This window comes from Achromobacter sp. GW823-FHT04E03, from assembly GCF_058796095.1.
This window is the reverse complement of sequence record NZ_JBXAIJ010000002.1, coordinates 1534102-1546587: the sequence shown is the minus strand read 5'-3', so window position 1 is coordinate 1546587 and position 12486 is coordinate 1534102. Positions and strand designations below refer to the sequence as shown.

General features: G+C 66.5%; 9 protein-coding genes. 2 read left to right on the top strand and 7 right to left on the bottom strand.

What is annotated here, in order from left to right:
• The first annotated feature begins 25 nt into the window (after positions 1–25).
• Both AC1RHV_RS18360 and AC1RHV_RS18355 read left to right on the top strand, forming a co-directional pair.
• Complete coding sequence (locus AC1RHV_RS18360; protein WP_054452288.1) at positions 26–1384, top strand: MBL fold metallo-hydrolase RNA specificity domain-containing protein; 1359 nt, start codon at positions 26–28, stop codon at positions 1382–1384.
• Positions 1381–2898, top strand: coding sequence for a thymidine phosphorylase family protein (locus AC1RHV_RS18355; protein ID WP_054451799.1), 1518 nt, complete (start codon positions 1381–1383; stop codon positions 2896–2898). The genes AC1RHV_RS18360 and AC1RHV_RS18355 overlap by 4 nt, the downstream gene beginning before the upstream one ends.
• Before the next feature lie 37 nt (positions 2899–2935).
• On the opposite strand, the gene AC1RHV_RS18350 is transcribed toward AC1RHV_RS18355, so the two are convergent.
• The 7 genes from AC1RHV_RS18350 to AC1RHV_RS18320 all read right to left on the bottom strand — a co-directional run bounded on the left by AC1RHV_RS18350 (position 2936) and on the right by AC1RHV_RS18320 (position 12456).
• Positions 2936–5143, bottom strand: a complete 2208-nt coding sequence (locus tag AC1RHV_RS18350) for a TonB-dependent receptor (RefSeq protein WP_492301602.1) — start codon at positions 5141–5143, stop codon at positions 2936–2938.
• Between the two features lie 100 nt (positions 5144–5243).
• The gene (locus tag AC1RHV_RS18345) at positions 5244–6248 is read right to left on the bottom strand and encodes a siderophore ABC transporter substrate-binding protein (RefSeq protein WP_306652452.1); all 1005 of its coding nucleotides are present in this window, start codon (positions 6246–6248) and stop codon (positions 5244–5246) included.
• Complete coding sequence (locus AC1RHV_RS18340; RefSeq protein ID WP_054451805.1) at positions 6245–7021, bottom strand: iron ABC transporter ATP-binding protein; 777 nt, start codon at positions 7019–7021, stop codon at positions 6245–6247. The genes AC1RHV_RS18345 and AC1RHV_RS18340 overlap by 4 nt, the downstream gene beginning before the upstream one ends.
• Positions 7018–7968 (bottom strand): iron chelate uptake ABC transporter family permease subunit, encoded by a 951-nt coding sequence (locus tag AC1RHV_RS18335; protein ID WP_492301601.1) that lies wholly within the window; start codon positions 7966–7968, stop codon positions 7018–7020. Before AC1RHV_RS18335 ends, AC1RHV_RS18340 begins: the two co-directional genes overlap by 4 nt.
• Complete coding sequence (locus tag AC1RHV_RS18330; protein WP_054451809.1) at positions 7965–8906, bottom strand: ABC transporter permease; 942 nt, start codon at positions 8904–8906, stop codon at positions 7965–7967. The genes AC1RHV_RS18335 and AC1RHV_RS18330 overlap by 4 nt, the downstream gene beginning before the upstream one ends.
• Positions 8906–10660, bottom strand: a complete 1755-nt coding sequence (locus tag AC1RHV_RS18325; protein ID WP_119451903.1) for an ABC transporter ATP-binding protein — start codon at positions 10658–10660, stop codon at positions 8906–8908. The genes AC1RHV_RS18330 and AC1RHV_RS18325 overlap by 1 nt, the downstream gene beginning before the upstream one ends.
• Entirely contained in the window at positions 10654–12456 is a 1803-nt protein-coding gene (locus tag AC1RHV_RS18320; RefSeq protein WP_492301599.1) for an ABC transporter ATP-binding protein, read from the bottom strand. Before AC1RHV_RS18320 ends, AC1RHV_RS18325 begins: the two co-directional genes overlap by 7 nt.
• Between the last annotated feature and the right edge of the window lie 30 nt (positions 12457–12486).

The following is a 12486-nucleotide window of genomic DNA, read 5'->3' as shown; positions in this document are numbered from 1 at the left end:
CATTCTGATGCTGCACAAGGAAACCATGCTCACACTGACCTGCCTGGGTGGAGCCGGCACCGTTACCGGCTCCAAGCACCTCCTGAGCCACGCCGACACGCACCTGCTGATCGACTGCGGCCTGTTCCAGGGCCTGAAGAACCTGCGCGAACTCAATTGGCAGCGACTGCCGCTGTCGCCCGCCGACATCGATGCGGTGGTGCTTACGCACGCGCATCTGGATCATTGCGGCTATCTGCCGCGGCTGGTGGCCGAAGGCTTCAAAGGCAAGATCCACGCCACGCCCGCAACCCGCGACGTCGCCGAGCTGATCCTGCTGGACAGCGCCAATCTGCAGGAAAAGGACGCGGACTTCGCCAACCGCAAGGGCTTTTCCAAGCACAAACCCGCGCTGCCGCTCTATCGCGTGGTCGACGCCGAACGCGCGCTGACGCATTTTTCCGATGTAGCGCTGCACCAGGAAACCGCCTTGCCCGGCGGCGCGAAGCTGACCTTGCGCCGCGCCGGCCACATCCTGGGCGCAACGACCGCGCAGATCGATATCGGCGGCATGCGCGTGGTGTTCTCGGGCGACCTGGGCCGCTACAACGATCCGGTGATGCACGATCCCGAGCCCGTGCCACGGGCCGACTACATCGTCATCGAGTCCACCTACGGCAATCGGCGTCACGACCCGGCCGATCCCGTCGAAGCCCTGGGCGCCGTGATCGAACGCACCGTGCAGCGCGGCGGCACGGTCGTCATTCCAGCCTTCGCCGTCGGGCGGGCGCAGACCCTGATCCATGCGCTGTGGAAGCTGCGCCAGGCCGGCCGGCTGCAGAACATCCCGGTCTACCTGGACAGCCCCATGGCCACCAGCGCCACCGAACTGCTGGACCGCCATGCCGGCGAGCACAAGCTCTCCCCGCGCGAATACGAGGCCGCCTGCTCGGCCGTGACCTATGTGCGCGACGTCGAAGAATCCAAGGCGCTGTCGGCCAACCGCTATCCCAAGGTCATCATCTCGGCCAGCGGCATGGCCACCGGCGGCCGGGTGCTGCACCATATCGCCGCCTTCGGCAGCGACCATCGCAATACCCTGCTTTTCTCCGGCTTCCAGGCCGCCGGCACGCGCGGCCGCAAGCTGCTCAATGGCGCGACTGAAACCAAGATCTACGGCCAGTGGACGCCCATCAATGCCGAGATCGCCGAACTGCCCATGCTGTCGGCGCATGCCGACAGCGACGAACTGATGCGCTGGCTGTCCGGCTTCCAGGAAGCGCCGCGCCGGGTCTTCATCGTCCATGGCGAACCCGAGGCCTCCGAAGCGCTGCGCGAACGCATCGAGCGCGAACTCAGCTGGCATGTCACCGTCCCGCTGCAGGACCAGAGGTACGAGCTGTGAGCAGCGTGCCGGAACTGAAGCCGCCCGCGCTGCGCGCCACGCGCATGCGCCTGCACGCGCAGCATCAGCCGATAGCGCTGATGCGCGCGGACTGCCACGTCTGCCGTTCCGAAGGTTTGGCGTCGCGTTCGCAAGTGCTGATCACCTCGAACGGCCACGAAGTACAGGCCCAGCTCTACCAGATCGACAGCGACCTGCTCGCGCTCGACGAGGTGGCGCTGTCCGAGGAAGCCTGGGACGCGCTGGACATACGCGACGGCGACAGCGTGCAGGTCCGCCACCCGCCGGTGCTGGAGTCCCTGGCCGGCGTGCGCCAGCGCATCTATGGCCGCCGCCTGGGCGAAGAGGATCTTGCCGCCATTGTCCGCGACGTGGTGCGCGGCCGTTACACCGACGTGCACCTGTCGGCCTTTCTCACCGCCACGGCCACGCTGCCGCTGAGCGTCGACGAGACCATCTTCCTGACCAAAGCCATGGTCGAAGTCGGCGACCGCCTGAGCTGGCAGGCGCCGATCGTGGTGGACAAGCATTGCGTGGGAGGCCTGCCCGGCAACCGCACCACCCCGCTGGTGGTCGCCATCGCCGCGGCCAACGGCTTGGTCATGCCCAAGACCTCGTCGCGCGCGATCACTTCGCCGGCGGGCACGGCCGACACCATGGAAATGCTGGCGCCGGTGGACCTGGGCATCGAGCAGCTGCAACGGGTGGTCCAGGCCGAGGGCGGCTGCATCGCCTGGGGCGGCGCCATGCACCTGAGCCCGGCCGACGACATCTTCGTGCGGGTGGAACGCGAACTGGACATCGACACCGAGGGCCAGCTGATCGCCTCGGTGCTATCCAAGAAGATCGCCGCCGGGGCGACGCATGTGGTGATCGACATCCCCGTCGGGCCCACCGCCAAAGTCCGCAGCCGCGAGGCTGCGGAACGCCTTGCCGGCCACCTGATAGAAACCGCCGCGCATTTCGGCCTGACCCTGCGCTGCCTGTATACCGACGGCAGCCAGCCCGTCGGCCGCGGCATCGGCCCCGCGCTAGAAGCCCGCGACGTGCTGGCCGTGCTGCGCAACGACGCCGATCAGCCGCAGGACCTGCGCGAACGCGCCGCTCTGGTCGCGGGCGCCGTGCTCGAAATCGGCGGCGCGGCGCCGCCCGGGCAAGGCATTGCGCTGGCACTACGGACCCTGGACAGCGGCCAGGCCTGGGAGAAGTTCGCCCGCATCTGCGCCGCCCAGGGCGGCCTGCGCGAACCGCCGCAGGCCGCGCACGTCGAACCTCTGGTCGCGTTGCAAGCCGGCCGCGTGACCCATATCGACAACCGCAAGCTGTCGCGCCTGGCCAAGCTGGCCGGCGCGCCGGAACGGCCTGCAGCCGGCGTGTCGCTGCACGCGCGGTTGGGCGATGAAGTCGCGCGCGGGCAGCCCTGGCTCTATCTCCATGCGCAGACCCGCAGCGAAATGGCCTATGCGCTGGAGTATGCGCGGCACGCCGGGGATATCGTGACCATCGAAGCCTGAAGCGGGCGGCAGCGCCGCCCGCCATTCAGCCGCCCGCCTAGAACTCCATCGAGGCAGACAGCATGAAGGTGCGCGGCGCGCCCAGCGCCAGGCTCGACAACTGCGGCATGCCCCAATAGGCCTTGTTCGTCAGATTGTTGATGGCGGCTCGCAGCACGATCGGGCGCTCAGCCACCGTGGTGGCGTAGCGCGCGCCTACGTCGTAGGTGGTGCGTCCCGCCACCGATAGCGAATTGTCGGCGCTGATGTACTGTTTGGACACGGCGGTTGCATTGGCCGTCAACGTCAGTCCCTGCACCGCCGGCACATCCCATTCCACGCCCAGCTTGCCCTGGAGCTTGGGAACACCGGTCGCCTGCTTGCCCTCGTTGGCGGCGATGGCGGTCTTCGTGACCTTGGGGTCGATGTACGCCACACCGCCCATCAGGCGCACACCACGCATCGGTTCGCCGAAAAAGCCCCACTCCACGCCCTGGTTGCGCTGTTCGCCGCCGAACGAGAAGACGTTGGTGACGGGGTCCGTATAGCTACTGGGCCGCTTTATCTCGAACAGGCTCACGGTATGGGTGAAATCCCCCAGATCGACCTTGACGCCGACTTCCGTCTGCTTGGTCTTGTAGGGCGGGAACACCTGTCCCGCGTTGGCGGCGGTGACCGGCGCGGTCTGGCCCTTGCTCAAGCCTTCGATGTAGTTGGCGTACACCGAAACGTTGTCGGTCGCCCTGATCAGCAGCGCGGCGGCGGGCGTCGTGGCGCTGGCGTCATAGCGGCTGGTCCGCGCCCCGGTCGTGACGCTGTAGCTGTCGGTGCGCACTTCCTGCCGCCGCGCGCCCAGCGTCAGCTGCACCCGGTCCTCTGCGAAGGACAAGGTATCCGCCAGGCCGTAGCTCACCAGGCGCGTCTTGCTGTGCAGGATCGGCGGCCAACTGGTATCGGGGGCCGGCCCCCACACAGGGTGGTAGATGTTGGTGACCCAGTCCGCCCCCGGCACCGTTCTGCGGCCGTAGTCCCGCTGGTTGTCCGAGTAGTACGTGGCATTCAACACCCACTGGTGCTTGATGCCGCCGGTCTGCAATTTGCCGCGCAAACCGGCTTCTCCGGACGTCTTTTTCACGTTCATGTTCAATTGGCCCATCGAGGTGCGATAGTCCCCCGCCTCATTGAACACCTGCGCCACCATGGCGCCGTTGTAGGTGTACTCGGACCGGCTGGTGCCGATGGCGGCGTAGGCCATCAGGTTATCGCTGACATCGAATTCGCCGCGGATCATGGCTGCCTTGTCCTGGTTCTTCACATAGGCCCAGTCCGGATTCAACAGGGTTTCAGGCTTGGGCGGCTTGGGCACGCCTATGCCAGGCGCCAGATTGATCCCTCGGGTCACGCCGTCCACACGCTCATCGCTGTCATACATGTCGATGGAAACGCGCGCGCGTTCGCCGCGCCAATCCAGGCCCAGCGCGGCCAGCTGCGCCTTTTTCTTCTGGTTGTCGACCGGGCCGTCGCCGTCCCTATACACACCATTGAAGCGCAGGCCGAACTGCTGGTTCTCGCCGAAGCGCCGTCCCAGGTCTATGTGCCCGCCGAACTGCGAGTCCGACATGTAGGTCGCCGTCAGGCGCGTCAGGGGATCGGCGCCCGCGCGCTTGGGCACCAGGTTGACGGTACCGCCGACGGAACCGCCTGGCGGCATGCCGTTGAGCAAGGCGGACGGACCTTTCAGGACTTCGATGCGCTCGAACATTTCCGGCGTGGTCCGGTAGTACGGCGCCATGCCGAACAGTCCGCCAAACGAAATATCGGTAGTGCTGGAGCTGAAGCCGCGGATCGAGTAGTTTTCGCTCCAGGCGCCGGTCACGCCGTTGCTGAACACCGAAGGATCGGTCCGGGCGATTACGTCGGTGATGTCCTGCGCCTGCAAGTCCTCGATGTACTTTTCCGTGTAGCTGATGACGGAAAATGGCGTCTCCATCGAATCCTTGTCGCCTAGAAAGCCCACGCGGCCGCCGTAGGTCACCTGTCCGCCGGCATAGGGTGCGGCGGGCGCTTCGGCCTGGCCCGTGACAGTCACTGCCGGCAGTGTTTTCACTCCTGCCTCGGCCGCCTGCTGGGCCCACGCCGGCGATGCCGCGCCGACGCTCAGTCCGAGCAGCGCCGCGGCGAGATAGTTGAGGGAAAAGCCAGAATGCGCGTGCCGCACCCGCGATGGCAGGCGTGCGGCGCGGCCGTTATGGCGACGTTTGCTCATGAAGTGCTCCGTTCGGTTGAGCTTGGGGCCGCCTGCGAAATAAGGCGACTGGGAATCATTTACATATGGACCGGCAATTTCCCCCGATCCCCGGACTGCATCAGTTCTGATAGGCCTTGAGAACGTCGTCGATCATGAGCGCCAGCGACTGTGCGCTGGCAGCCATGACGTACCAGGCTTGCGCATCGGCGAAGACCACGCGGCCGTTCTGCCAGGCGGCGGTCTGGCGCAAGAGCGGATTGCTCAAGCTCTCGGCGTTCAGCGTTGGCCGGCGCTCCATCACGGCAGTGCGATCCACCACGTAGATGATGTCGGGGTTGGCCTGCTGGATGAATTCGCTGGATATCGGCTGGCCATGCAGGCCGGCCTCCGCGTCGGGACTCGCAGGCTTCACGCCCAGGGCCCTGAAGATGAAGCCGTAGCGCGACTGGACGCCGAAGGAACTGAAGGCGCCGTTGTTGTGCAGCACGATGAGCGCTCTTTCGGGGCGGTCCTGGATGAGGCGCTTCGCCTCCTGAACCTTGGCGTCCAGCGCGGCGGCCTTGTCGCGTGCCAGGCTTTCCTTCTCGAAGATCCGTCCCAGCGTGATGAGGTGATCCTTGATGATCTCGATGTGATTGGCTTCGCTGTCGCGGTAGTCCACGTCGAAGTGGATCGTCGGCGCGATCTCGCTCAGCTCCTTGTAGTGGTTCGCCTGCAGCGAGGTGATCAGGATCAGGTCAGGCTTGGCCGCGTGCACCCGTTCCAGATTGGGCTGGACGATCGCGCCCGTGTCCTGCACATCCGCGGCGTTCTTGTACTTCTCCAGAAAGTGAGGCACGAAGTCCTTCGGCATGCCGGCGACCGGAACGCCCAGCTGATCCAGGAAATCCACCTCGTTCATGTCCAGCGCGACCACGCGCTGCGGCAGCTTGCCGATCACCGTGGTTCCCAGCTTGTGCTGCACAGAGACGGGTTGGTATGCCCCTTGCGCCGCGGGGCTGGTGGCGGCCGGCCGCGCCGCCTTGGACGATTCCGCCGCCTCCTGCCCGCAGCCCTGCATCACGGCCGTCGTGGCGGCCAGCAGGGCAAGCGCCCATGCCCTGCGCCCGTGCTTGAGGATCATTTCAGTTCTCCTGATGGATTGAAGTAGTTGCACAGGCGTCCGCGTGCGCCTTGCGTGATCTCGAAGTCCAGCCCATAAAGTTCCCGCAACCGGTCCTCGGTCACGACTTCGGGCACGCTGCCGGCGCAATGCACCGCCCCGGCCTTCATTGCAACGATGTGGTCGGAATAGCTGGCCGCAAAGTTGATGTCGTGCACCACCAGGATCACGGTGCGGCCGTGCTCGTCGCACAGGCGGCGCAACGCGCGCATGATCTGGACCGCATGCTTGATGTCGAGGTTGTTGAGCGGTTCATCCAGCAGCAGGCAGTCCGTCTGCTGGGCGATCGTCATGGCCAGGAACGCCATCTGGCGCTGCCCGCCGCTGAGTTCGTCGAGATAGGCCGCGCGTAGCGGTTCCAGCGAGAGGAACGCAATCGCCTCGTCGATCACGCGGCGGTCTTCCTGCGTCAACGCGCCGCGGCTATATGGGAACCGCCCGAAGGCGACGAGATCCTCCACCGTCAGGCGCAGATTGAAATCGGGCGATTGACGCAACGTGGCCACGCGCTTGGCGTAATCGCCGATACGGATACCCGATGCCCTGGCGCCCTCGATCAGGATCTCGCCCTCGCTCGGCTCCAGCAGCCGCCCTGCCATCATCAGCAAGGTGGTCTTGCCCGCGCCGTTGGGGCCGATGAGCGAGGTCATCCGCCCGGCGGGGAACTGCAAGCAGACATCGCGCAGCACCGTCTTCGGGCCATAGCTCTTCGAGAGATTCTTGATCGTGATCATGCGGTGCCTCGCGAGCGCGCCATCAGCGCCAGGAACCAGGCGCCGCAAACCAGGTTGACCAGGATGCCGACGATGGTCCGGTAGTTGAAGAGATGTTCGACCGCAAGCTGCGCCAGGATGAAAATGCCAACCGCGATAGCGCAACCGGCCGACAGCGTGGCGCGGTGCCGGCGCGTGCGCGTCAGGGCATAGGCGGTGTTGGCGACGAAGATGCCCATGAAGGCGGTGGGTCCCAGCAGACTGGTCGACACCGCGACCAGCACCGCAATCAGCGCCAGATGCAGCCGCAAGACGCGCTGATAATCCACGCCCAGGGAGATGGCCTGATCGCGTCCCAGCGAGATCACGTCCAGCGCCGGCAACGTCTTGACTCCAGCCAGGCACACGCCCGCGACGACGATCGCGGAAACCAACAACTGGCCCGGCTCCGCCTTGTTGAAGGAAGCCTGGGTGAAGCCGAGCAGAATGGAGAATTCGCCAGGACTGGTCTTCAATTGCACGAATTGCGTGAAGGTGCCGATCACCATCGTCAGCACCAGCCCCACCAGCAGCAGGAAGTACACGTTCTGCCTGCCATCGCGGAACAGCCAGCGGTGGATGATCCACGAATAGCCCAGCATCAGCAGCACGGACAGGAAGAAGTTGCCGTTTGCGCCCAGCAGGACCAGGCTCTGCGCCCCCATGGCCAGGACCATCAGGGATTGCAGCAACAGGTAGACGGCTTCGTAGCCCATGATGGCCGGCGTCAGGATCCGGTTGCCGGTGATGGTCTGGAACACGATGGAAGACCACGCGATGCAGATCCCGCCGATGAGCATGGCCGCAAGCCGGGCAAGCCGCTTGGGAATGATGTAGTCGAAGTCCAGGTTGGAACGGAACAGCAGGAAAGCCAGGGCCAATGCGATGACCGTCACCCATGCCGCCTGCCGGGGAACCGCGCGCGTCACCGGTGCCTCCAGAAGATCAGCATAAGGAACAGGATGCCGCCCACGCCGCCCGCGGTCAGTCCGATAGGCACTTCGAACGGATAGATCAGAAGGCGGCCCAGGATGTCGCAGGCCAGCAGCAGCGTCGCGCCTCCCAGCGCGACGACGGGCAAGGTGCGACCCAGGTTGTCGCCGTAGCGCAGCGCGACCAGATTGGGGATGACCAGCCCCACAAAGGGAATAGCCCCAACGGTAATGACCGTGGCGGACACGGTGACGGCCACCAGGATCAGCCCCAGCGCCACGGTGGCCCGATAGTTCAGGCCCAGGCTCGCCGCCATGCCTTCGCCCATGCCCAGGACGGTGAAGCGGTGCGCGTACAGATAGGTCAACACGACGATCGGCAGGATCAGGTAGATGATCTCGTAGTTGCCCTGCACGATCTTGGAAAAGTCGCCCAACATCCAGCCCTGCATGCTCTGCATGATGTTGTTGCGATACGCGTAGAACTCCGCCAGGGCGCTCAGCACGCCGCCATACATCAGGCCGATCACGGGCACGAGCACCGTATTCTTGAACTTGATGCGGCGGACGACTGCGACGAAGAGCAGGCTGGCCGCGAAGCAGAAGCCCAGCGCGAACAGCATCCGCGCCGCCGGCCCGGCGGCAGGCATCGACAGCATCGACACCAGGATGCCCAGCTTGGCGGCATCCAGTCCGCCCGACGTGGCGGGTTCGACGAACTTGTTGCGCACGATGTGCTGCAGGATCACGCCGCAGACGGCCAGCCCGATGCCCGTCAGCACCAGCGCCGCCAGGCGCGGCAGCCGGCTTGCGGTCAAGGTGAGCCAGGCATCACCCGACAGCGAGTACAGCTGCGGCCAGGCGATCTGGCGCGCGCCCACCAGCAGCGACGCGCCGCAAAGCACGATGAACAGGCCGACCAGGCTGGCACGCATCAGGCGTGCGCCCCTGCAATGCGCCAGCCGCGGGCAGCCTTGCGCTGATCCAGGAACTGCGCGTACCGCCCCTGGCTCTCACGCAAAGCTGCGGGCGTGCCTTGCTCGGCGATACGTCCGTCCTCGATCACCACGATCTGGTCGGCCATCGCCACGGTGGAAAGCTGGTGCGCGATCACCACCAGCGTGCGCTTCCCGCGCAGCCGCGCCAGCGTCCCGGTGATGATGGCCTGGTTCTCCGCGTCCAGCGCCGCGGTCGCCTCGTCCACCAGCATGATGGGCGCAGGGTTGAGCAGCGCGCGGGCGACGGCGATGCGTTGGCGTTCGCCGCCGGACAGCCGCGCGCCGCCCTCGCCTACCGGTGTGTCCAGCCCTTGCGGCAGGCGCGCGGCGATGCCGTCCACGCCGGCCTGTTTGGCGACATCCATCAACTCGGCATCGCTGCAGCCCGGCCTGCCGGCGCGGATGTTTTCGGCGATGGATCCCGTGAACAGATAGTTGTCCTGGAAGACCTGGCTGATCTGGCCAGCCAGCCTCAAGCTGGAAATCTGCCGCACGTCCACGCCGCCGACCAGCACGCCGCCCTGGTTCACGTCGAAGAAACGCGCAATCAGCCGCGCCAGCGTGGTCTTGCCGGAGCCGGACGCGCCAACCAGGGCAACCATGCTGCCCGGTTCGATACGCAGATTCACACCTTGCAGCACCTCGGGCGCGTGATCCGCGTAGCGGAAATGCACATTGCGCAATTCGATCGAAGCATCGCGCGGTTCCTGCGGCGCATCGGACTCCGGCAGCGGCGGGACGGCATACAGCGCTTCGATGGCGTCGAGTTGCCCGCGCGCGCCGCGCAGCACCTCCCCATAGCCGACCACCTCCAGCAACGCATCGATATAGCGGACCGCAAGCATCAGCGCGACGATCGCGGCCACGATCTGTCCGGTTGCCAGCGGGTTGCCCAGGATGCCGTCGAGCCACCAGGCTGAGGCGGCCAGCAGGACGGCAAAGACGGCCTGCACGGCCCAGACGTTGAGAACGGCCGCCCCGGCCGACAGCCAGATCACCCGCGCCCCGGACGCGCGCTGTTGTTCCACTGCCTGTTCGAGCAGTCGCGTGCCTCCGCCAGCTCCGTTGAACGCGCGCAGCACCGACTGGGCCTGCGCGAATTCGACCATGCGCTGGCTGGCATCGGCAAAGCGCTGCTGGAAAGCCTCATCCGCGCGCCGCGCCAGTCTTGCCGTGAGCGCCAGCAAGCCTGCCAGCAACGGCAGCGCCGCCAATGCGATCAGGCCCAACAGCCAGTGCTGCGCAAACAGTGCGACGACGAGCACCGCTGGCGTCACCACGCCGGCGATGACGGGCGTGAAGACATGCGCGGGGAGCTGGGCCACAGACATCATGCCTTGCGTGACGACGTGCCCGAGACGGGCCGTATTCTGCGGCGTGAACCAACCCACGGGCAGGCTGGCCACATGGTCGCCGAGGCGATGGCGGGCGTCTTGCAGGATGGCGACGCCCACGCGCACGCCGGCCCGCTCCACATGGCGCCGCAGGCCCCAGCAGACCGCTACCCCGGCCAGCAGCGCGGCCAGCCACGGGGCGGCAGCCTTCACGTCCGCTTCAAGCAGATGCGTGAGCAGCGGCGCCAGCGCGGTAATAGTCAGCCCGCAAAGCACTCCGTAGGCCACGGCCATCCAGCCGTACCGGCGCAGGACAGGCGCGTCCTGGCCCAGCAACAGCATGAAGGTCTTCAGCATGCGGCCACCTCTTTGTCATCGGAGTTTTCGTAGCCGCCCTGCGCCCACAGCCGGGCATAACTGCCGCCTTGCGCCAGCAACTGCTCATGCCGGCCTTGTTCGACGACGGCGCCGTCCTCGACGACCAGAATGCGGTCGGCGTGCATCACCGTATCCAGCCGGTGCGCGATCACCATCACCGTGCGCCCCCGGGCGAAGCGCGACAACGCGCCCTGGACCGCCGCCTCGTTGCCGGCGTCGGCCGCCGCCGTGGCCTCGTCCAGCACCAGCACGGGAGGATCCAGCAGCACGGCGCGCGCAATGCTGGCGCGCTGGAGTTCGCCGCCGGAAAGCTGCGCGTCCTCGCCGATCACCGAATCGTAGCCGCGCGGCAGCGCCAGGATGCGCTCATGGATATTGGCGGTGCGGGCGGCGTCCTCGATCTCTTGCAGGGTCGCGGAGGGCCGGCCCAGCGCGATGTTGTCGCGCACGCTGGCATGGATTAGGCGCACTTCCTGCAATACGAAGCCCACGCGCCGGTAGAGCTGCGCGCTCGCGATCCGCCTGAGATCGGCGCCGCCCAGCGTGATGCGCCCTTCGTCGGGGTCGAAGAATCGCAGCAGCAGCCGCGCCAGCGTGGACTTGCCCGCGCCCGAGGGCCCGACGATGGCGGTGACCGTGCCGGGTTCCAGCGTGAAGCTGATGCCCGACAGCGTCCGGCGCTCCCCGCCATAGGAATAACCCACGCTCTCGAACCGGACTTCATGGCCCTCGGGGATTTGTTCCTGGCCGGGCGCCAGCGGTTCCAGCACCGGCGTCTCCAGCAGCGCCTGCACGCGCTGCGCGGCGCCCGCGGCGCTGCCCAGATCGTGCAGCAGCGTATGCAGCAACAGCACCGGCGCGCATATTCCCGGCGCCACCAGCGCGAACGGCAGCACATCCACCGGCGCCATCCAGTCCAGCCCGACGAACAAGGCGCCAAAACCCAGCACCACGCCCAGCACCGTGACCGGCGCGACCATTGCATGGGCATGCGCCATCGCCGCCACCAGCGGACGGGTAAAACTGGCAAACGCCTCGGCGAAGGCGTCGACGGCCTCGCGATAGCCGCGATGCGCCTTGCCTGCATCGCCGAATGCCTTGACCACGGGGATGCCGCCGACGAACTCGACCGTTGCGCCATTGAGGCGCCCAAGCCGCTCGACGAATTCCTGCATGTTCGCCCCGCCGGCCTTCATGGCCCGGCGCAGGAACAGGAAGAAGCCGGGGAACGGCAGCAACGCCGCCAACGCCATGCGCCAGTCCTGCGCGAACAGGTAGATGACCGAAATCGCAATAGCGCCCGCGGCGCGTCCCACCGCCGTGTAGAAATGCGCGGCCAGGCTGTGCAGCGTGCCGATGTCGTCCTGCATCGCCTGCTTGACCTCGCCCGACGCCCTGCTGGTGAACCAGCCCAGCGGCACCTGCGACAGCCGCTGCGCGGCGGCCAGGCGCAGTCGATGCGTAAGGCGGTTATCGGCCAGATGAGCCGTCAATTCGCCGGCCGAGATCAGCGCCATGCCGGCGAACATGCACGCCAGGCTGGCGACGACAGTCCACCAGATTCCTGGCCAGGCTTGAGCGGTCGCGGAAGGCTCGGCGCCAGCGAGGACGATACGGGCAATTTGCGCGATCCCCGCCAGCGGCACCAGGGTAAGCATGGTGCCCACCGCGGCCAGCGCTGCGGCGGCCATCAATTGCCCGCGTACGGGGGCCAGCACCAAGCCTAGCGGACCGGGTTTCCCAGGCTTGGCCGCGGCTGCTCCTGAACTGCTCATGAAATCGACTTACCCAGATGTTGGTGATAA

Coding starts and splice junctions, on each gene's coding strand:
- AC1RHV_RS18320 (WP_492301599.1), bottom strand. CDS start 12,456: ATGAGCAGTTCAGGAGCAGCCGCGGCCAAGCCTGGGAAACCCGGTCCG.
- AC1RHV_RS18360 (WP_054452288.1), top strand. CDS start 26: ATGCTCACACTGACCTGCCTGGGTGGAGCCGGCACCGTTACCGGCTCC.
- AC1RHV_RS18345 (WP_306652452.1), bottom strand. CDS start 6,248: ATGATCCTCAAGCACGGGCGCAGGGCATGGGCGCTTGCCCTGCTGGCC.
- AC1RHV_RS18325 (WP_119451903.1), bottom strand. CDS start 10,660: ATGCTGAAGACCTTCATGCTGTTGCTGGGCCAGGACGCGCCTGTCCTG.
- AC1RHV_RS18330 (WP_054451809.1), bottom strand. CDS start 8,906: ATGCGTGCCAGCCTGGTCGGCCTGTTCATCGTGCTTTGCGGCGCGTCG.
- AC1RHV_RS18350 (WP_492301602.1), bottom strand. CDS start 5,143: ATGAGCAAACGTCGCCATAACGGCCGCGCCGCACGCCTGCCATCGCGG.
- AC1RHV_RS18340 (WP_054451805.1), bottom strand. CDS start 7,021: ATGATCACGATCAAGAATCTCTCGAAGAGCTATGGCCCGAAGACGGTG.